Source organism: Leifsonia sp. C5G2 (genome assembly GCF_013359685.1).
Classification (GTDB): Bacteria; Actinomycetota; Actinomycetes; order Actinomycetales; family Microbacteriaceae; genus Leifsonia.
This window is the reverse complement of record NZ_JABFMV010000001.1, coordinates 109,615-128,758: the sequence shown is the minus strand read 5'-3', so window position 1 is coordinate 128,758 and position 19,144 is coordinate 109,615. Positions and strand designations below refer to the sequence as shown.

The window sequence follows — 19,144 nt, the reverse complement described above, 5'->3', positions numbered from 1 at the left end:
GAGGTCGGCCCATTGGGTGAGCAGTTGGGTGATGGTCTTCTGCGGGGTGCCCGGGGACTGCGGGGCGGGGCCGCTCAGGGCGGGGACGGACATGCATCCTCCTAGAGGTGTCACGGCGAGCGCGGCCACGGCGGCGCGTGTGACGACGCGTCTGATGATCGTGGGCGTGTTGGGATTCATTTGGTGCTCCTCAGTCCGCCAACGACATCACCGGGCAAGCCGATGGTGGTGAGTGCCGCGTTGTAGAGCGACTCGGTGTCCCGGTCGAGGTAGCCGTGGCCTTCGGGTGCGATCCCGTTGAGGAGGTTGGGTCCGACGTTCTCCCCGATCGGGCTGTGGCCCTGGGTGGGTTTGAGTACCTGACCGCTGGGAAGGGTGGCGCCTTCGGAGGAGAACGATTGGGCGCCGGTCATCGTCTTGGGCGGGTTCAGCCATCCCACGGTCGGTGCCGCCCACGCTCCGGGGGACTGTGCCGCTTCCGGGTTGGGCTGGGCGCGTCCGCCCATGGCCGAGCCGAACGGGGCGAGGAAGTCGAGTTGCGCCGAGGTGGTGTAGATCGCCTGCACCCCTCCGGTCTTCTTCACGTGCAGGTCGGCGAGGGAGTGGACGGTGTCGGCGTCGATCCCGGCGGAGCCGAGCATGGTGAACGAGTCCACCGGGTACTTGGTATGGGTCAGGGCGTTCGCGGCCATGGTCGTGCCGTAGGAATGGGCCACCACTCCCACGTACGGCAGCTTCCCGGCCCGCGCGGCGTGGGTGCCGTCCAACTCATTCGCGAACCGCCACGCGCCGTCCTGCGCCAATGCCGGATTGTTCACGCTGACCAGGTCCGGAGTGTCGTAGCCCAGCCAGCCCACCACGCCATGCGAACGTCCACCGTCGAGCAACCGTTGCTGGTCGTAGAGGTTCCAAGCCGCGCGTGACCAGCCCGTCGTGCCGTCGGTCGCGTCGGATTGCATGCCGGGGGCGGCCCAGGTGACGGTGTCGGCGGTGTCGAGGTCGCCGTACCCGACCGCGACCATCGGCACGGACGCGTCGAGGTTGAAACAGACCAGCGAGGCGGCCTTGTCGCGGAGCACCTTCGCCAGAGCAGTGAGCACTTTCCGCTGCTCCGGCGTGAGATCGTCCCGCTTCGTCGCGCTCTCATAGGCGGCGAGGTTGCACGTGTTCCGCACGCCGTACGGGAGCCCGGCGAGATTGCCGAGGATCTCGGGTGCGGCGGCCTGGAAGGCGGCCTGCTGCTCGGGGAGGAGGCGCTTCCACCATGCCGCGGCCTTGTCCGGCGACGGGGGATGTTCCCAGAACCGTTGCACGATCTCCGGGTCCTGGGCGATCAGGGCGCGGAGTTCGTCCGGGGTCAGGGTGGTGAGCGTGTCCATCAGCGACGCGTTCACGCTGGCCGAGCCCGGGATGGCGGAGAGCTTGCTCACCGCCATCCCGAACGACGCCAGCTGCTGGGCGGGGATGGCGGGCATGGCGCCGTGCAGCGCGTCGTCCAGAGCAGTTGCGAAGGTCTTCTCCGCCGCGTCGTACTCGTACTTGGCAAGTGTGGCGCGTTTCCGGGCGTCGTCGAGGCGCTCCTGGGCGTCCTCGATCGTGGACCGGACCTTGATCAGCTTGTCTTCGCTGTCCTGCTCCTTCCGGCGTGCATCGAGCATCTTCGAGCGTGAGGATTCGGCTCCGGAGGCGTATGCCTTCTGCAGCGCCTCCGCGACCAGAAGAAGGGCTGCGTGCTCCGCGCTCAGTGTCGCGAGCTTGTCCTGCGCCTCCTCAACGTCGGCCTGGGCGTCTTCCGCGTCCTGCAACGCCGTGTCCGCGGCGTCCTGCGACGTCTTCATCGACGCCCGCCAGGTCGTCGCTGCCGCGGAACCCGCCGTGTGCTGGGAGGACGCGACCCGCGCCGCATCCGCGAGCGTCCGCAACCGGTCGCGGAACACGTCAGCGGCGAGCCCCGACCATGCCGCAGCCTCCAAGCCCGTGTTCACCAGGTCATCCGCGGCCTTGGCCTGACCTTCCAGCTTCCCCGCCCACTTCGTGAGATGGGAGGACAGGCCATCCACCAACGCGGGGTCGCCCGGCGTCGGATCGGTCTCGAACCCCGCCGGCGACCAGTCGGCCCACCTAGAAGCCAACGAGCTCACCCCCATCGACGCGGAACCGGGAGGCGTCGTCCGCATCCCGACGTTCGTATGCGGCGGCCACCTGCTCGAGAACGCCGGAGAGGCCGACCACCGACTCGTCGACAGCCGACTGCCCCGCAACCCAATAGCCTTCGAACCGGGCCAGGGCACCGCGGGCCACCGACGACCCGAAACCATCCCCCTGGTCCCCTGACGGACGAGATCCGGCGGAACTCCGCTTCAATGCCTTCGAGCCCTCCAGCAGCCGGTCAGCATCGACACCGAACCCCACCATCTGCACCCCAAACATGTCAATTTATATTTGTGGGAGGGTATCACTGGTGATCCCGGCAGCGGAGACGGCCTGTCCGCAATCAGGGGCGGATGTGCCGGAGCACGTGACTGCGACCGATCGCCTCCTGACGATGCAGTCGCACGGGTGGCGTCCTCTCGACGCGACTCACCGTGGTGGCGTTGTGTTCATCGACCTGCTTTCGGCAGGCCGGCCGACTTTGCGCGACTCTGCGCGACCGACGTGTATGTGCCTCCCGGCGTCGACACGAGGTGGTGCGAATACGGTGCCGGCCGAGCAGCCGTGGAGCTACGACGGCGCACCGTGACGTCGACGGGCGGCATCCCGCTCCACACCCACAACGTGCACTAACCGGCGCACGGCCTGACGAGGGCCGGCGCCGGGTGTCAGGCCGCCTCGGCCGCCGTCGCCTCGTGCGCGCTCTGCACGAGCGCCCGGGCCGTGCCCTCGTCGACGATGAGGTCGGTGATGAGCCCCGCAGCGAGGGCGCCGCGCAGGCTGTGCACCTTCGACGGGCCGGACACGATGCACACGCGACGCGGGACGCGCTTGATGAGGTCGATGTCCGGTCCGCTCGCGCGCTCGTTCAGCGGGATGCCGTGGTGGCTGCCGTCCTCGCGGAAGAACACGGTCGCCACGTCGCCGACGACACCGGAGGCGTCGAGCGAGGCGTAGTCGGCCTGGTCGAGGTAGCCGCCGGCGTAGACGTGCGAGCGCACCTCCGAGAAGGGGGAGCCGAGGCCGAACAGGGCGACGTCCATCCGCTCCTGGATGTCGAGGATGCGCCGGGTGCTCCGCTCACGCCACATCGCGACCTTGGTCTGCGGGTCGTCGAACAGCGCAGGCACCGGGAACTCCTGGATCGTGCCGGAATACGTGTCGCCGAACCGGCGCAGGATCTCCGACGCGTAGAGCACGCCCGTGGTGTACGTGTTGCCCGCGCCGTTCAGCTGCACGAACTCGACGTTGTGCAGCTCTTTCGGGATGAGGTGCCTGCTGAGGGCGCTCATCGTCGAGCCCCAGGCGATCCCGACCGTCTGGTTGGAGTCGACGAAGCGGTCGAGAATCCGTGCAGCGGAGATGGCGACGCGCTCGAGCCGGTCGACGTCGCTGATCGCGCTCGGCATCGGGACGATGTGCGCCGCGATGCCGTAGCGCTCGTGGATCGACTGCTGGATGCGCGTCGCACCTTCGTGCGGCTCGGCGATCTGGATGGTCACCAGGCCCGACGAGCGGGCGTAGCTCAGCAGCCGGGAGACGCTGGAGCGCGACGTGTGCATCTCGTGCGCGATCGCCTCCATCGTCAGGTCCTGCATGTAGTACAGGTGGCCCGCCTTGAGGGCGTCGCGGACCTTGTCGGGCAGGTGCTCGGTGTCGGGCTGGGGCATTCGGGGCCTCTTCTCCTCCGGCGGCTGTTCCTCCTCGGGCGAACGGGCGATGCACGTATGTGCAGCGAGCTTGATCGAAGTTGTGCCGCCACGAAGACTATAGCTCGCAGTAACACCGGCACGCAGCAGAACCAGGAGAGAACCGTGACGACGAAGTCGAGCACACGCAGCGAGGTCCAGCGCCTCATCGAGCGGCCACGAGCACAGGTCCTCGTCGTCGGCGGCGGCATCAACGGCCTCGGCACCTTCCGCGACCTCGCCCTGCAGGGCGTCGACGTCGTGCTCGTCGAGCGCAACGACTTCGTGTCCGGCGCCTCGGCGGCGTCCAGCCACATGATCCACGGCGGCATCCGCTACCTCGAGAACGGCGAGTTCCGGCTCGTCAAGGAGTCGGTCACCGAGCGCAACGGCCTGCTGAAGATCGCGCCGCACTACGTGAAGCCGCTCGAGACGACCATCCCGATCTACTCCACCTTCTCCGGCATCCTCGCCGCCCCGCTCCGCTTCCTGACCCACAAGCAGGGCAAGCCGAAGGAGCGCGGCGCGTTCCTCATCAAGACCGGCCTGACCATCTACGACTCCTTCTCGCGCGCCGGCGGCACGGTTCCGCGGCACAGCTTCCACGGCCGCAAGAAGTCGCTGGAGATCCTCCCCGCGCTGAACCCCGGCCTGAAGTACACGGCGACCTACTTCGACGCGTCGGTGCACGACCCCGAGCGTCTCGCCCTCGATGTGCTCGCCGACGGCCTCGCCGCCGGTCCGCACGCCCGGGCCGTCAACTACGTGGAGGCCGTCGGCACCCGTGACGGCGGCGTGCTGGTGCGCGACCGCGAGAGCGGCGAGGAGTTCGTCATCACCGCCGACGTCGTCGTCAACGCCTCCGGCCCGTGGACGGACCTCACCAACGAGGCGCTCGGCCAGGCCACCCGGTACATGGGCGGCACCAAGGGCTCCCACATCGTGCTCGACAACCCGGAGCTGCTCGAGGCCTGCAAGGGCCGCGAGATGTTCTTCGAGAACAACGACGGCCGCATCGTGCTCATCTACCCGCTCAAGGGCCGGGTCATGGTCGGCACGACCGACATCGACGCCGACATGAGCGAGCGCGCGGTGATCACCGAGGACGAGATCGATTACTTCATCGAGCTGGTCGCGCACGTTTTCCCAACGATCCCGGTCACCCGCGAGCAGATCGTCTACACCTTCTCCGGCGTGCGCCCGCTGCCGCACCACGACGACACCGCGCCCGGGTTCGTGTCCCGCGACTACCGCATCGTGCCCGGCACGATCGCGGGGCTCGGCGACACCACGGTCCTCAGCCTCGTCGGCGGCAAGTGGACGACGTTCCGCGCCCTCAGCGAGCACCTCGCGAACGAGACCCTCAAGGCCCTCGGCGCGACCCGCACCGTCCAGACCCTCGGCCTGCCGATCGGCGGCGGGGCCGGCTTCCCGACCACGCCGCAGGCGGAGCGCGACTGGGTCGCCCGTTACGGCGCCGACGTGGGTACGGAGCGCGCCACCACGCTGCTGCACCGCTACGGAACCAAGGCGAGCTTCGTCATCGACGCCATCGCCGGCTGGGACGGCGACGACACCCCGCTCGCCGCGGCCCCCACGTACTCCCGCGCGGAGGTCGACCACGTGATCCGCAACGAGCACGTCGTGCACCTGTCCGACGTGTTTCTGCGCCGCACCAGCCTCGCCTTCACCGGCGCAATCACCCCGGCGCTGGTGCACGAGATCGGCGAAATCGCGGCAAACGCGCTTGCATGGTCGCCAAACCGGCGCACCGAGGAGGAAGATTCGTTCGTAGCGGACCTTGCCGACGCCCACCGGGTGCAGCTGAAGTCGGGGGACGGGAGCGAAGCCGCGGCTGTTCGATAAATGCACGAACGTGCATGACACGGTTCTTGTCAAGGCAAGCGCGACCGCAATAGCGTTCAGATGCCCACCCTGACGAGAACCACACCAGATCGCACAACAGGGTGCGGGTCAACTGAACAACTGGAAGGTCAACGTGGACAATATCGGTGTAGATTTCCTGTCCGAGGTGGTGGGAACGGCGTTGCTGCTCCTGCTCGGTACCGGTGTCGTGGCGAACGTCGCCCTGATCAGGAACAAGGGCTTCAACGGCGGGTTCCTGATGGTCAACTTCGGTTGGGGCATCGGTGTGTTCGCCGGTGTCGTGGTCGCCTACAACTCGGGTGCGCACCTCAACCCGGCCGTGACGCTGGGTCTCGTCGCGAACGGGGCCAAGACGTTCGGTTCGGCCGCCGCGCACACGCTGGTGCCGGTGAACTTCGCCACGGTGGTGCTGTACATCCTCGCCCAGCTGATCGGTGCGATGATCGGCGCCGTTCTCACCTGGCTCGCCTACAAGCAGCACTTCGACGAGGAGCCGGACCCGGCCAACAAGCTGGGCGTCTTCTCGACCGGTCCTGCCATCCGCAGCTACGGCTGGAACCTGGTCACCGAGATCATCGGCACCTTCGTGCTGGTGTTCGTGGTCATCGCCTTCGGCCACCAGCCCGGCACGGCCGCCGGCCTCGCCGCCCTCGGCGCATTGCCCGTCGCCCTCCTGGTGATCGGCATCGGCGCCAGCCTCGGTGGTCCGACCGGGTACGCCATCAACCCAGCCCGTGACCTCGGTCCGCGCATCGTGCACGCCATCCTGCCGATCAAGGGCAAGGGCTCCAGCGACTGGGCGTACTCGTGGGTCCCGGTGGTCGGGCCGATCATCGGCGGTCTGCTCGCCGGTTGGCTCGCCCTCCTGCTGCTTCCGATCATGAAGTGACACGGGGCCGGCGGGGACACCCCGCCGGCCTCCTCCGTTCCACCCCCAAAGAACAAAGGAGTTACCTATGGCCGACTACGTCGTCGCCATCGACCAGGGCACGACCAGCACCCGTGCGATCATCTTCGACAAGTCCGGATCGATCGTCTCGACCGGACAGCTGGAGCACGAGCAGATCTTCCCGCGGGCCGGCTGGGTCGAGCACAACCCGATGGAGATCTGGAACAACACCCGCGAGGTCATCGGCCAGGCCCTGTCGAAGGCCGACCTGACCCGTCACGACATCGCGGCCGTGGGCATCACCAACCAGCGCGAGACCGCGGTGGTCTGGGACAAGAACACCGGCGAGCCGGTCTACAACGCGATCGTCTGGCAGGACACCCGCACGCAGCCGATCGTGGACCGCCTGGCGGCCGACGGCGGCACCGAGCGCTTCAAGCAGATCGTCGGCCTCCCGCTGGCGACCTACTTCTCGGGCACCAAGATCGTCTGGATCCTGGAGAACGTGGAGGGCGCCCGCGAGCGCGCCGAGGCCGGCGACCTGCTGTTCGGCACCACCGACACGTGGGTGCTGTGGAACCTGACCGGCGGCCCGGACGGCGGTGTGCACGCCACCGACGTGACCAACGCCTCCCGCACGCTGTTCATGGACCTGGAGACGCTGAGCTGGCGCGACGACATCCTCGAGGTGTTCGGCGTGCCGAAGTCGATGCTCCCGGAGATCAAGAGCTCCTCCGAGGTCTACGGCGAGGTCGAGTCCTCCAGCCTGCTCCGCGAGGTGCCCGTCGCGGGCATCCTCGGCGACCAGCAGGCCGCGACGTTCGGCCAGGCGGCGTTCGATCCGGGCGAGTCGAAGAACACCTACGGCACGGGCAACTTCCTCATCTTCAACACCGGTGAGGAGATCGTCCACTCGAAGAACGGCCTGCTGACGACGCTGGGCTACAAGCTCGGCGACGAGGCTCCGCACTACGCGCTGGAGGGCTCGATCGCAGTCACCGGCTCGCTGGTGCAGTGGCTCCGCGACAACCTGGGGCTCATCTCCAGCGCCCCGGAGATCGAGGAGCTGGCGAAGACCGTCGAGGACAACGGCGGCGCCTACTTCGTGCCGGCGTTCTCGGGCCTGTTCGCGCCGTACTGGCGGGCGGACGCGCGCGGCGCGCTCGTCGGCCTCACCCGGTACGTCAACAAGGGACACATCGCCCGTGCGGTGCTGGAGGCCACGGCCTTCCAGACCCGCGAGGTGCTCGACGCGGTCAACGCGGACTCCGGTGTGGACCTGCAGGAGCTGAAGGTGGACGGCGGCATGATCGCCAACAACACCCTCATGCAGTTCCAGGCCGACATCCTCGGCGTGCCGGTCGTGCGTCCGGTCGTCGCGGAGACGACCGCTCTCGGCGCGGCGTACGCGGCCGGCCTCGCGGTCGGCTTCTGGTCGGACCTGGACGACCTGCGCAAGAACTGGCAGGAGGACAGCCGCTGGACGCCGAACATGGATGAGGCCGAGCGCGAGCGTCAGCTGCGTCTCTGGAAGAAGGCCGTCACGAAGACCTTCGACTGGGTCGACGACGACGTCCGCAACGCCTGATCCACCTCACGACGGAACGCCGTCCGGCTCGCGCCGGGCGGCGTTCCGCTTTTCCTCTGCGCTGATCCTTCGGGCCTCCTCATCGAGTGGAAAGGGTCTGTGCAGCCCGGTCTTCTAGCGTCGCCGTATGAGGCATTCCGCGCGCGTGTACTCGGTCCGGCACGGACGGCTCCCGGTGCGCACCGCTCGGGGGCCGCTGGCGCGCCTGATCGCGTCGGTGCTCGCCGTCGCGGCGGTCTCGGCGACGGCGGTGACCGCCTACGCGGTGGGGGACACGGTGACCTCGCTCAAGCCGTCCATCCACCTGGTGTCGGCGTCCGGCAGGTCCGTCGCCGCGCCGCCGAGCGTCGGGGCCGAGTCGGGCGCGGTGAACATCCTCCTCGCGGGGACGGACACCCGCACGGGCCAGGGCGGCCAGTTCTCGAGCGCCGACGAGCTCGCCGGCAGTTCGGGCGCGGGGAACAACGACGTGACGATGGTGCTGCACCTCTCCGCCGACCACACGCACGCGACCGTCATCAGCATCCCGCGCGACCTCATGGTGCCCGTCCCGGCCTGCCCGACCCCGAGCGGCGGCTCGACCTCGGCGCAGTCGAGCGCGCAGTTCAACACCACGCTCTCCACCGGCGGTCTCTCGTGCGTGGTGCTGACGGCGGAGGCGCTCACCGGGCTGAGCATCCCGTACGCGGCGGAGATCAGCTTCGACGGCGTGATCGCGATGTCGAACGCGATCGGGGGAGTGCCGGTGTGCCTGGCGACGCCGGTCACCGACCCCTACGTCGGGCTCGACCTTCCGGCCGGGCAGCAGACGCTCGTCGGCCCGCAGGCGCTGGCGTTCGTCCGCAGCCGCCACGGGATCGGCGATGGCAGCGACCTGGGCCGGATCAGCAACCAGCAGCTGTTCCTGTCGGCGCTGCTCCGGAAGGCGACGAGCGCGGGGACACTGGGCAACCCGTTCACGCTCTACTCGCTGGCGAAGGCGGCGACCTCGAACATCCAGCTCTCCGACACGCTCGCCTCTCCGACGACCCTGGTGTCGATCGCGCTGGCGCTCAAGAGCGTCCCGTTGAGCGACTTCGTCTTCCTGCAGTACCCGGCGATGACCGACCCGGACGACCCGAACCGGGTGGTGCCCGAGCCCGACGGGGTCGCGGCGCTGAAGCAGGCGCTGGCCGCCGACGTCCCGGTGGTGCTCACCGGGCACACCGGGGACGGGACGGTGTCGGCGACCGCGACGCCCACGCCGACACCCACGCCGACCCCCACGCCGACGACCGCGGCCACGGCTCCGGCCGCCGGCTCCACCCCGGCCCCGACGCCGTCCTCCACCGGAGTGAGCCTGCCGTCGGACGTGACCGGCCAGACCGCCGACGAGCAGACGTGCACGAAGGGGAACTGACTAGCGCTCGCGCAGCCCCGGCGTCATCGACAGGCCGGCGAACGCCTGCCGCGCGAACCGCGCCACGGCGCGGCGCAGGGTCTCCACCTCCTGCGGGTTCCAGCCGAGGGTGACCTCGTCTAGCTGCGCCTGGGCGACCTCCATGATGCGCTCGCCGAGCGCGCGGCCGTCGCGGGTGAGGGCGACCAGCACGCTCCGCTCGTCGTGCGGCGACGGCACGCGCCCGACCAGGCCGATCTCCTCCAAGCGGCGCACGATCTTGGAGATGTTCGCTTTTCCCGTGCCGAGGGTCGCCGCCAGGTCGGTGGGCCGCAGCGCCCCGCGGTAGGCGAGCTGGTTGACGACGACGAACATCGGGATGTCGTCGACCGGGAAGCCGATCTTCTGCATCACGCGCTCGCGCACGTCCCGGCTGTCCGCCCAGTGCACGATCGACGCGATCGACAGGCGCAGGTCGAACGGATCCTGCTCGATGACGGGCGAGAGGTCGGGGACGTCCGACATGCTGCCACCTCCTCTGTTCGACGTGCTGCCAGTATCCCAGCCCCGGTCCCCGGAGCCGCGCGCGGCTCAGCGTTCGCGCACGACCGTCACCGGTCCGAGCAGGCCGTGCGGCCGCACCTGCGTCTGGTGGCCGCCCTCGCGTCCGAGCAGCAGCAGGCCCATGTCCGGGATGTTGTCGTAGTACCCGCGCGCGATCAGCCGGTTGTTCAGCGAGCTCGCGACCCGGACCGTGACGGTGTTGCGCCCGGCCCTCGCCGCGTCGGTGATGTCGACCACCGGACGCGAGGTGTCGAAGCCGCGCGCCTCGCCCCCGTTGACGCTCGCAACGCCGAGGCCGCCCGCGGTGGAGCCGAGGTCGAGCAGCAGGCGTTCGCCGGGCTCCGCGGCGCTGTCGAGCTCGAACTCGGCGCGGTACTCGGCGACGCCGGAGACCTCCGGGCCGACGCCCGGGAGCTCCGTCCACGGACGCAGCCCGGACCCGTCGACCGGGATCGTTGTGACTGCGGTGGTCGGACGCACCTCCCTGGTCTCGTACCCCAGGCCGCGGTCCTCGACGATCAGCTCGTCCGGTCCCGCGTCCCAGCTCTCGACGGAGATGCTCCAGCCGTCGAGCCGCTGTACGGTCTCGCTCTCGGCGGGCCGCGATCCGGTCGGCGCCTGGGAGCGGTCCACGGTGAGGAGGGCGATCTCACCGGGGGCGAGCGCGACCGACACGACGGTGCGGTCGCCGTCGAGTCGCACTCCCCGGTGCTCCGCGAGCGCGCCGCTCCACGGGTCGACCCGGTACGGGGTGCCGGCGCTCGGGAGGGCGACTTCCACGACCGTGTCCTCCCCGGTCTCGTACAGGAAGTGGTACAGGTACACGTGCAGCAGGTCGCCGTCCTCGCGCAGCGAGCCGAGCACGGAGCGGTTCTCGGCGACGAACTCGGCGCGGCCGGCGACGCCGAGCCCGCGCAGGGCGGACACGGTCTGGGCGGGGTCGTCGATCTCGGCCACGGTCGGCTGCGCGCGCAGCGCGGCCATCGTCTCGGCCAGCTCGGCGTCGCGGCCGTCCAGCCCGGGCGTCCGCGAGGCCGCGCGGGCGTTCAGGATGTGCTCCCCGGTCAGCAGCAGCTTCAGCTCGCGGGCGCCGTTCACGATGAGCACGCGGAGCCCGGCCCTGGCCCGGTCGAGCAGCAGCCGGGCGACGTCGGGGTTCAGAGCCTCCTGGTAGACGATCAGCGCCTGGTAGCCGGGGCCGTCCGGCTGAACGAGCCCCTGCGCGAAGGAGACGTCGTCGCGCAGCAGCAGGCTGCCGTCGAAGAACTCATAGCTCCACCCGGCGTCCTGCATACCGAGGTCCTGCCACCAGTGGTTCTCGCGGTTCCGCATCCACATCGTGCCGTAGGCGACCTCGTCGGGGATGCGGTGGCCGTCGGCGTCGAGGAAGAACATCCCGGACATGTTGTCGACGAAGTGGTCGGTGCGCAGGATGCCGACGTCGATGCGCGGCCGGCCCTGCCGCAGCAGGTACTGGATGCGCCCGATGGCGGCGTTCCACTGCGGGTAGAACTCGCTGGCCGGCTGGCGGAGGTCGAACCGCTCGGAGAACGCCGGCCACATGCCCTCGTGCCCGGGCCACTCGGTCGCGCCCTCCGCGCCCGCGGTGCTGGCCCAGCCGTGCAGCACGGTCTTCGTGATGCCGGCCGCCAGCTGCGTCGCGATGATCTGGTCGTAGAAGCGGTGGTCGAGCATGTTGTTGCGCGTCGTGGCGCCGGTCTCCGACGAGTACTGCTTGCCGAAGAGGTGCGCGGGCCCGGCGAGCAGCCGGTAGGCGTCGATCTGCGAGCCGAACTCGAGCGACTCCGTCTCGATGCCGTCCACCTCCGGCCCCGGGCGGGTGAGCTCGAAGGGCAGGCCGTAGCTGATCTCCGAGCGCAGCAGGATGCCGTTCTCGTGCAGGAACGCGGCGAACGGTCGCAGCATGTTCTCGATGTAGAGGTCGGTGAGCGTCTCGACGTAGTCGTGCCGGACCTTCTCGACCGTCGGCCGCTGAGCCTCGGTCGGCTGGTAGCGGTAGGTGGTCGCGGAGGCCATCAGCAGCACGCTGCGGGTGAGGAACGGCAGCCACGGGGCGATGTCGTAGCCGCGGCGCTCCCGGAACTCCCGCGCGACCGACGCTCCCCAGAAGAGGCCGCCGTCGCCCCACGTGGTGAGCTCCAGCGAGTCCATGTACATCTGCGCTCGCGGGTTGCGGGCGATCAGCGCGCGCAGCTCGGGCGTCAGGACGGTGGACCGCCAGTAGTCGATGACCGCGTCGACGCCGGCGCGGTCCAGGTAGTTGACCGTGTAGTTGACGCTCGCCGACGGGGAGGCGGTCTGGCCGGTGCCGTGCGACCAGAACACGAACAGCCGCCAGGCGCGGTCGTCGGCCGCGTCGGGGCTCCAGTCGAGGGCGCAGTCCACGACCCGGGAGGTCAGGTCGAGCACGGCGTCCGCGTCGAGCACGGGCGCGGCGCCGTCCTCGCCCTCCGACACGACGGGGGCGGCGACGGCGGCGACGAACTCCTGGGTCCTCGGCGCGACGCGGTGGCCGGGGAGGAGGCTCTCGGCGCGTTCCTCGTCGAGCACGATGCGCGGCAGCGTCCCGGTGCGGCCTGTCCCTGCCCGCACGTCCTCCGTCACGACGTTCAGCTCGCGGGCCGCCGCCGGGTGGTCCGGGTCGATCGTCGGCAGGTTGGCGTTGGACCAGTTCGTGCCCGACGTGAAGCTCACCGACATCCCGCGCGCGGTCGTCTCCTCGACCACGATCTGCGAGTCGTGCACCCACTCCTCCGAGCCCCAGCCGTAGCGGGCGTGGTCGATGGCCTGCTCGTCCATCGCGAGGAACTCCATCCCGCCGAAGCCGAGCCGATGGGCCGCGTCGATCTCGAACCGCAGGGTGCGATCGGTGTGCAGGCCCTCGGCCAGCCACCAGCGCAGCTCTGGACGGTACTCGATGGGCGGATCCTGCAGCGGGGCGCGGTGGCGCTCCAGCGGGCGGGAGTTCTCTGGCACGGTCACGATCGGTTCTCCTTCGAACGACGGTGTCGTGAGCGTAGCATTTATTGTCGTTGCGACACTACCCTCGCGCGCGAACGTCCGCTCGAACATCCATGGGACTCAACGCGCCGTTACGCGAATGCGTGGACGGCGTGTTGCGTCCCAGGGATCACGCGAGCAGCTCCGGGAGCTCGGCGAGGGAGCGGATGGTGAGCACGCCGGCCGCCAGGGCGTCGCGCTCGTCGTCGGGGGAGGGGACGGCGCCCCGGCGGTTCAGCCACACGCCCGTCAGGCCGGCGAGCGCCGCGCCGATCGCGTCGGTGCGCAGCCGGTCGCCGACGTAGGCGGCCTCGGCCGGGCTCACGTCGAAGGCGTCGCAGGCGAACCGGAAGATCGCCGCGCCGGGCTTCGGGATGCCGACCTCGCCCGACGCGACGATCTGGTCGACGCGCGCGTCGAGACCCACCGCGTGCACCTTGCGGCTCTGGAACGCCAGATCGCCGTTCGTGATCAGGCCGAAGCGGACGCCGGGGATGCGCCGCTCCAGCTCGTCGAGTGCGGGCAGGGCGTCGTCGTGCAGCGTCCAGGCCGCCACGTAGTGTTCGAAGTAGTCGGCGAACCAGGCGCTCGCCTGCGTGTCGTCGAGCGTCACGCCGTGCCGGGCGGCGAAATCGCGGGCACGGGCCTGACGCTGCCCCTCGAAGTCGAGCCGACCCGCGAGGTAGGAGTGGTAGTGCTCCTCCTCGAGGTCGCGCCAGAGGGTCGTGAGCTCGTCCGTCTCCAGGGCGCCGTAGGGTGCCCCGAGGAGTTCGGCATATCGCAGGATGCCCGACTCCACCGCCGTCCGATGCGCGAACAGGGTGTCGTCCAGATCGAACAGGACGACGCGCGGCGCGGTCACGCCTCCGCCTGCACGAAGGTGACGTCGGGCCAGTCGCCCGCCGGGGCGCGGGGGTCGTCGGGAAGCAGCGTGCCGCGCCACTCGTCGCGACGCTCGCCGCGCTGCTCGGCGCCGCCCGCCACAACGCCCTCCCAGCGGAAGCCGGCTCGGCGCGCGACCGCCGCGCTCGCCGCATTGCCGGCGAGCGCTCGCCACACGATCCGCCGGAGCGCGAGCCCGTCGGGGGCGGGGGAGAAGCCGTACGTCAGCACCAGTGCGGTGGCCTCCGACATCACGCCGCGGCCGCGCGCATCCGGTGCGAGCCAGTAACCGATCTCGCCCTGGTGCCGGTGGATGTCGCCGAGGCTGACCATGCCGACCAGCTCGCCGTCGACCCGGACGCTCCAGGTGCACACCCGGTCGCTGGCCCACCCGTCGGGCACCACGCTGGTGACGAATCCGACCGCGTGCTCGCGCCGGTACGGCGACGGCACGGTCGTCCACCGGGCGATCGACGGGTCGGCGCAGAGCTGGGCGATCCGGTCGACGTCGGATTCCGCGGGCTGGTCGAGCGTCACCCGCTCACCCGACAGGACGACCGGATACGGCATCAGCGCGCCTTGCGCAGCAAGCCGACGCGCTCGTACGCCTTCGCCAGGGTCGCCTCCGCCACCTCGCTCGCGCGGTCGGCGTTGACGGCCAGGATGCGGTCGAGCTCGCCCGGGTCGGCCAGCAGGTCGAGCGCGCGCTGCCGCACGGGCGTGAACTCGCCGACCACGACCTCCACCAGGCCCTTCTTGAAGTCGCCGTAGCCCTTGCCCTCGTACTCCAGCTCGATGGACTCGATGGAGCGGCCGGTCAGTGCCGAGTAGATGCTGAGCAGGTTCGAGATGCCGGGCTTTCCCTCGCGGTCGAACGAGACGACGCCGTCGGTGTCGGTCACCGCCCGCATGATCTTCTTGCGGGTGACGTCGGGCTCGTCGAGCATCCAGATGATGCCGGAGCCCGACTCCGCCGACTTCGACATCTTCGACTCCGGGTTCTGGAGGTCGTAGATGCGGGCGCTCTCCTTGAGGATCATCGCCTGCGGCACCACGAACGTCTCGCCGAAGCGGCTGTTGAAGCGCTCGGCGAGGTCGCGGGTGAGCTCGACGTGCTGGCGCTGGTCGTCGCCGACCGGGACCACCGTCGTGTCGTAGAGCAGGATGTCGGCGGCCATGAGCACCGGATAGGCGAACAGCCCGACCGAGGTCGCGTCGGCGCCCTGCTTCTGCGACTTGTCCTTGAACTGCGTCATGCGCGACGCCTCGCCGAAGCCGGTGATGGTGTTGAGCACCCAGGCGAGCTGGGCGTGGGCCGGCACGTGCGACTGCACGTAGAGGGTGGACGCGGACGGGTCGATGCCGGCCGCGATGTACTGCGCCGCCGTGCGACGGGTCTTCTCGCGCAACTCGGCCGGATCCTGCTGCACGGTGATGGCGTGCAGGTCGACCACCGAGAAGAAGGCGTCGTGCGTGCTCTGCAGCTCCTTCCACTGCAGCAGCGCGCCGATGTAGTTGCCGAGGTGCAGGGAGTCGGCGGAGGGCTGCATGCCGGAGTAGAGGCGAGGGAGTTCAGTCATGGTTCTGCTTTCGAAGTCTTCGGATGGGGTGCGGGCTGTGCGGTCAGACGGCGTAGTCGACGACCACGGGCGTGTGGTCCGACCATCGCTCGTCGTACGCGGCCGCGCGGTCCACCGCGACGTCCTGCACCCGCGCCGCGAGCGCGGGGGTGGCCAGCTGGTAGTCGATGCGCCAGCCGGTGTCGTTGTCGAACGCCTTGCCGCGCCACGACCACCACGTGTACGGGCCGTCGACCTCGCCCGCGTGGCGGCGGACGACATCCACCCAGCCGAGGCCGGCGCCGTCGTTGTACGAGGGGTCGCCCTCCGCGCCGAGGATGCGGTCGAAGTAGGCGCGCTCCTCCGGCAGGAAGCCCGCGCGCTTGACGTTGCCCTTCCAGTTGCGGATGTCGAGGGTGCGGTGGCCGACGTTGAGGTCGCCCATCACGACGGCGAGCTCATTGTGCTTCTGCAGCTCCGGGAGCCGCGCCTCCATCGCATCGAGGAATCTGTACTTCTCGACCTGCTTGTCGGTGCCGGCCTCGCCCGAGTGCACGTAGGCGCTCACCACCGTGACGACGGTGTCGCCCACCTCGTAGTCGGCCTCCAGCCACCGGCCGGCGCTGTCGAACTCCGTCGGGCCCAGCTCGACGCGATGGATGGCCGCGCGGTGGCGGCTGGCGATCGCGACGCCGGCCCGCCCCTTCGCGGTGGCGGGGTCGTGCACGATGTCCCACTCGTCGCCGAGCAGCCCCTGCAGGTCTTCGTTGGAGGCGCGCACCTCCTGGATCGCCAGGATGTCGACGTCGCGCCCCTCGAGCCACGCGCCCATGCCCTTGCGGAAGGCGGCGCGGATGCCGTTGGCGTTGATCGTGGCGATGCGCAGGCGACTCGAGGGCATGCCTCAAGCCTAGCGGGGGCTGCCGACAGCGGTCCCGGGCCCGGGAACGCCGTCGAGCAGGTCGTCGAGCCGGTGGGCGGCGCGCTCCACGCGTCGCTGCGCAGGCAGCCGGGCGAACCAGCGGGCCGCCGCCAGGTCCTCCTGCGCATGCTTCAGCTCGGCCTGGGCGACGAGCACGCGGGCCTGGTGCTCGGCCGCCGCCCGCTCCGCCGCGGCCTGCTCCGGGGTGACCGCGCGCGGCGAGATGCCGTGGTCGAACATCCCGACCGCGATCCACGACGCCGAGAGCAGGATGACCCGCGAGATCAGGTTGAACCACAGCAGCAGACCGATGAAGACGGCGAAGGTCGCCAGCAGCGGGTTCTTCTGGTTGGCGAACAGGAGACCGCTCAGCACGCTCAACCCGGCGAGCACGAGGGATCCGAGCAGCACCCCGAAGAACAGGTTGCGCCACGGGATGGCGACCCGCGACATCACGCGGAACATCGCGCCGAGGGTGACGATGTTGAGCAGCACCGAGACGACGAGGCCGGAGAAGCGCGCGACGGCGTTGGTCCAGAAGGAGTCGGAGCTCAGCCCGATCAGGTCGAGGAGGAACGTCAGCGTCTGGGTGCTCACGATGCTGACCAGCGCCGAGACGATGAACAGCACGCCGAAGATCAGCGCCAGCCCGAGGTCGCGGATCTTCTGCAGCACGTAGTTGGTGGTGTCCCGGCTGAGCCCGAACACCGCCCGGACCGCCTGGCGTGTGTAGTAGAGCCAGCCGATCGCGGTCCAGATCAGGCCCACGGCGGCGACGATGCCCGTCCAGCCGAACGAGGTCGCGGTCTGCAGCTGCTCGGCCGGGATGATGCCCGGGGTGGTCGGAGTCGAAATGAGGCCGGGGACGGCACGGTTCAGCAGCCTCACGATCGCGTCGAACACCTCCTCGTTGCCCGACAGCCACACGCTGGAGATCGAGAAGCCGACCCAGATGGCCGCGAAGATCGCGAAGAGCGACTGGTAGCCCATCCCGGCCGCCCGCAGGTTGCCGTCGGAGTGCGAGTAGTTGATGTACACGCGGTAGGGGCGCAGCCCCTCCACCCACTTGGCCAGGTGGGAGACGCGCGCCACGGGCTTCTCCAGCCGGCGGCGCAGTGGATCGGCATGCTCCAGCAGGCGCTCTTTCAGCGACTCCTCCGGTTCGACCGTCCCCTCGGCGCGCTGCACCGCGGGGTCCGGCTCCATCGGAGCGTGCCTGGTCTTCTTGGCCACGCCGTCAGGATAGCGAGCGCTCGCCGCCCCGGGCCTTCGGTGGCCTAGGAGTAACTCGAGTCCGGCATCGACGCTCCGATGGCCAGCCCGATGAGGCCGAGCACGATGAACAGGAGCCAGAACGCCGTGAAGACGTAGCCGAGGATCAGGCCGGTCAACGCGAGGCCGTGACCGTTCTGCCCGGTGCGCCTGATCTGACCGAGAGCGATGTGACCGCAGATGATCGCGGCGATGGGAACGAGGAAGGCCGCGATGAGCGTGACGATCGCCAGCGGATTGGTGCCCGTCGGAGCGCCCGCGGGAGCACCCGCCGGGTACGCCTGATAGGCGGGTTGCGGTTGTGGGGCGGAATCGGGTGCGGTCATGATGGTGCCTCCTTCTCGGGAGAGATGGTAGGGCGGCCGTATCGCCCTCCTAAAGACAGCGTTCGAGCGCAGGGTCTCGCGCCGAGGATCGCGCGAAACCCCCGTGCTCGTGACGGGTCAGTATCCCGAGAGCCCACTCGTGGGGTCGGAGGCCGCGGCCATCACGCCGATGACGATGAGGACCAGGAGGAGCACCCACACCGCGAGGAAGACGTAGCCGAGCACCAGGCCGGTCTTCGCGAGCCCGCGCCCGTTCTGGCCCGACCGCCGGATCTGCCCGAGCGAGATGTGGCCGCAGATGATCGCGGCGAGCGGGAAGAGGAAGGCCGCGACGAGGGTGACGATCGCGAGCGGATTGGTGCCGGCCGGCGGGGCGGTCTGCGGGCTTCGGATGTCGGTGGTCGACGAGGTGGGGGCCATGACGGCGTCTCCATTCTGGGAATGCGGTTATTGGGGAATTCCCCATCCGATAAGACGGTCGTCAGACCCGACTATGACGGCATTGCCCGCTAACGCGCCGCCGTGCCCGCCAGCACCCCGGCCGGCATCGCCGCGTGGATCGCATTCACCGTGTCGCGGAAGGCGTTGTCGACGCGCACCGCGCCGAGCGCGCCGCCCTTGATCGCACCGGAGCCCATGTTGCGGTTGAGACGGACCACCAGCTGGCCGTCGGCGCTCACCAGGTACTCGACGATGAACGTCACGTGGAAGTTCTTCTTGCCGGCCAGCGCCCCGATGAGAAGCGTGAGCGGCATGCTCCCGCGTTTGGCGAGCAGCCCGCCGTTCGGGGTCGGGGTGAGGACGAAGCCCTCGGAGACCAAGGCTGCTTCGACCAGTCGCTTGGCCGCGCCGTGGTCGCCGAGGAGGAGGAACTCGTGTGCAGATGCCATGGATCGCCTTTCTGAAGGAGGGGGTTCATTCTTCAGAGACGCGCCCGGAAGCGGAGGCATGACGCGAGGGGGAGACGCAGACGGCCCGCCCTGCCGGAGCAGGACGGGCCGTCAGCGAAGCGGTGCG

Annotated in this window: 17 protein-coding genes; 4 read left to right on the top strand and 13 right to left on the bottom strand. The window is 69.7% G+C overall.

Features of this window, described 5'->3' with window-relative positions; all coding sequences use genetic code 11:
* Positions 1 to 176 precede the first annotated feature (176 nt).
* The 3 genes from HNO83_RS00580 to HNO83_RS00570 all read right to left on the bottom strand — a co-directional run bounded on the left by HNO83_RS00580 (position 177) and on the right by HNO83_RS00570 (position 3,821).
* On the bottom strand, positions 177 to 2,132 hold the full coding sequence (locus tag HNO83_RS00580; RefSeq protein WP_249776396.1) for an alpha/beta hydrolase: 1,956 nt from the start codon (positions 2,130 to 2,132) through the stop codon (positions 177 to 179).
* Positions 2,122 to 2,430 carry a hypothetical protein gene (locus tag HNO83_RS00575; RefSeq protein ID WP_249776395.1) on the bottom strand — a complete coding sequence of 103 codons (309 nt, stop codon included), beginning with the start codon at positions 2,428 to 2,430 and terminating at the stop codon, positions 2,122 to 2,124. The genes HNO83_RS00580 and HNO83_RS00575 overlap by 11 nt, the downstream gene beginning before the upstream one ends.
* A gap of 389 nt (positions 2,431 to 2,819) precedes the next feature.
* Positions 2,820 to 3,821: a sugar-binding transcriptional regulator gene (locus HNO83_RS00570; protein WP_175335566.1), complete on the bottom strand. Its 1,002-nt coding sequence runs from the start codon at positions 3,819 to 3,821 to the stop codon at positions 2,820 to 2,822.
* Between the two features lie 144 nt (positions 3,822 to 3,965).
* Between HNO83_RS00570 and HNO83_RS00565 the strand changes: the two genes are divergently transcribed.
* The 4 genes from HNO83_RS00565 to HNO83_RS00550 all read left to right on the top strand — a co-directional run bounded on the left by HNO83_RS00565 (position 3,966) and on the right by HNO83_RS00550 (position 9,602).
* Entirely contained in the window at positions 3,966 to 5,705 is a 1,740-nt protein-coding gene (locus HNO83_RS00565) for a glycerol-3-phosphate dehydrogenase/oxidase (protein WP_175335565.1), read from the top strand.
* Positions 5,706 to 5,838: 133 nt separating this feature from the next.
* Positions 5,839 to 6,615, top strand: coding sequence for an MIP/aquaporin family protein (locus tag HNO83_RS00560; protein WP_175335564.1), 777 nt, complete (start codon positions 5,839 to 5,841; stop codon positions 6,613 to 6,615).
* A 67-nt stretch (positions 6,616 to 6,682) separates the two neighbouring features.
* Positions 6,683 to 8,203: a glycerol kinase GlpK gene (gene glpK / locus HNO83_RS00555; protein WP_175335563.1), complete on the top strand. Its 1,521-nt coding sequence runs from the start codon at positions 6,683 to 6,685 to the stop codon at positions 8,201 to 8,203.
* 127 nt (positions 8,204 to 8,330) lie between these two features.
* Complete coding sequence (locus HNO83_RS00550) at positions 8,331 to 9,602, top strand: LCP family protein (protein ID WP_175335562.1); 1,272 nt, start codon at positions 8,331 to 8,333, stop codon at positions 9,600 to 9,602.
* Here HNO83_RS00550 and HNO83_RS00545 read toward each other — a convergent pair whose 3' ends face one another.
* From HNO83_RS00545 to HNO83_RS00500, 10 genes are all read right to left on the bottom strand, one after another.
* Entirely contained in the window at positions 9,603 to 10,106 is a 504-nt protein-coding gene (locus HNO83_RS00545; RefSeq protein ID WP_175335561.1) for a MarR family winged helix-turn-helix transcriptional regulator, read from the bottom strand. It abuts the gene before it with no gap.
* Between the two features lie 66 nt (positions 10,107 to 10,172).
* On the bottom strand, positions 10,173 to 13,148 hold the full coding sequence (locus HNO83_RS00540; protein WP_349627037.1) for a glycosyl hydrolase: 2,976 nt from the start codon (positions 13,146 to 13,148) through the stop codon (positions 10,173 to 10,175).
* 148 nt (positions 13,149 to 13,296) lie between these two features.
* A complete protein-coding gene (locus HNO83_RS00535; protein ID WP_175335559.1) occupies positions 13,297 to 14,028 on the bottom strand; it encodes an HAD family hydrolase in 732 nt (243 codons plus the stop codon).
* Positions 14,025 to 14,618 (bottom strand): GNAT family N-acetyltransferase, encoded by a 594-nt coding sequence (locus HNO83_RS00530; protein WP_175335558.1) that lies wholly within the window; start codon positions 14,616 to 14,618, stop codon positions 14,025 to 14,027. Before HNO83_RS00530 ends, HNO83_RS00535 begins: the two co-directional genes overlap by 4 nt.
* Positions 14,618 to 15,628, bottom strand: a complete 1,011-nt coding sequence (gene trpS / locus HNO83_RS00525; protein WP_175335557.1) for a tryptophan--tRNA ligase — start codon at positions 15,626 to 15,628, stop codon at positions 14,618 to 14,620. The genes HNO83_RS00530 and trpS overlap by 1 nt, the downstream gene beginning before the upstream one ends.
* 43 nt (positions 15,629 to 15,671) lie before the next feature.
* Complete coding sequence (locus tag HNO83_RS00520; protein ID WP_175335556.1) at positions 15,672 to 16,508, bottom strand: exodeoxyribonuclease III; 837 nt, start codon at positions 16,506 to 16,508, stop codon at positions 15,672 to 15,674.
* Positions 16,509 to 16,517: 9 nt separating this feature from the next.
* Positions 16,518 to 17,762, bottom strand: coding sequence for a YihY/virulence factor BrkB family protein (locus HNO83_RS00515; RefSeq protein WP_175335555.1), 1,245 nt, complete (start codon positions 17,760 to 17,762; stop codon positions 16,518 to 16,520).
* Positions 17,763 to 17,806: 44 nt separating this feature from the next.
* Positions 17,807 to 18,127: a DUF4190 domain-containing protein gene (locus HNO83_RS00510; protein ID WP_175335554.1), complete on the bottom strand. Its 321-nt coding sequence runs from the start codon at positions 18,125 to 18,127 to the stop codon at positions 17,807 to 17,809.
* A 117-nt stretch (positions 18,128 to 18,244) separates the two neighbouring features.
* Positions 18,245 to 18,547, bottom strand: a complete 303-nt coding sequence (locus tag HNO83_RS00505; RefSeq protein WP_175335553.1) for a DUF4190 domain-containing protein — start codon at positions 18,545 to 18,547, stop codon at positions 18,245 to 18,247.
* Positions 18,548 to 18,636: 89 nt separating this feature from the next.
* Complete coding sequence (locus HNO83_RS00500) at positions 18,637 to 19,017, bottom strand: hypothetical protein (protein ID WP_175335552.1); 381 nt, start codon at positions 19,015 to 19,017, stop codon at positions 18,637 to 18,639.
* Positions 19,018 to 19,144 lie beyond the last annotated feature (127 nt).

Coding starts and splice junctions, on each gene's coding strand:
- trpS (WP_175335557.1), bottom strand. CDS start 15,628: ATGACTGAACTCCCTCGCCTCTACTCCGGCATGCAGCCCTCCGCCGAC.
- HNO83_RS00500 (WP_175335552.1), bottom strand. CDS start 19,017: ATGGCATCTGCACACGAGTTCCTCCTCCTCGGCGACCACGGCGCGGCC.
- HNO83_RS00550 (WP_175335562.1), top strand. CDS start 8,331: ATGAGGCATTCCGCGCGCGTGTACTCGGTCCGGCACGGACGGCTCCCG.
- HNO83_RS00545 (WP_175335561.1), bottom strand. CDS start 10,106: ATGTCGGACGTCCCCGACCTCTCGCCCGTCATCGAGCAGGATCCGTTC.
- HNO83_RS00570 (WP_175335566.1), bottom strand. CDS start 3,821: ATGCCCCAGCCCGACACCGAGCACCTGCCCGACAAGGTCCGCGACGCC.
- HNO83_RS00505 (WP_175335553.1), bottom strand. CDS start 18,547: ATGGCCCCCACCTCGTCGACCACCGACATCCGAAGCCCGCAGACCGCC.
- HNO83_RS00530 (WP_175335558.1), bottom strand. CDS start 14,618: ATGCCGTATCCGGTCGTCCTGTCGGGTGAGCGGGTGACGCTCGACCAG.
- HNO83_RS00510 (WP_175335554.1), bottom strand. CDS start 18,127: ATGACCGCACCCGATTCCGCCCCACAACCGCAACCCGCCTATCAGGCG.
- HNO83_RS00575 (WP_249776395.1), bottom strand. CDS start 2,430: ATGTTTGGGGTGCAGATGGTGGGGTTCGGTGTCGATGCTGACCGGCTG.
- HNO83_RS00520 (WP_175335556.1), bottom strand. CDS start 16,508: ATGCCCTCGAGTCGCCTGCGCATCGCCACGATCAACGCCAACGGCATC.
- glpK (WP_175335563.1), top strand. CDS start 6,683: ATGGCCGACTACGTCGTCGCCATCGACCAGGGCACGACCAGCACCCGT.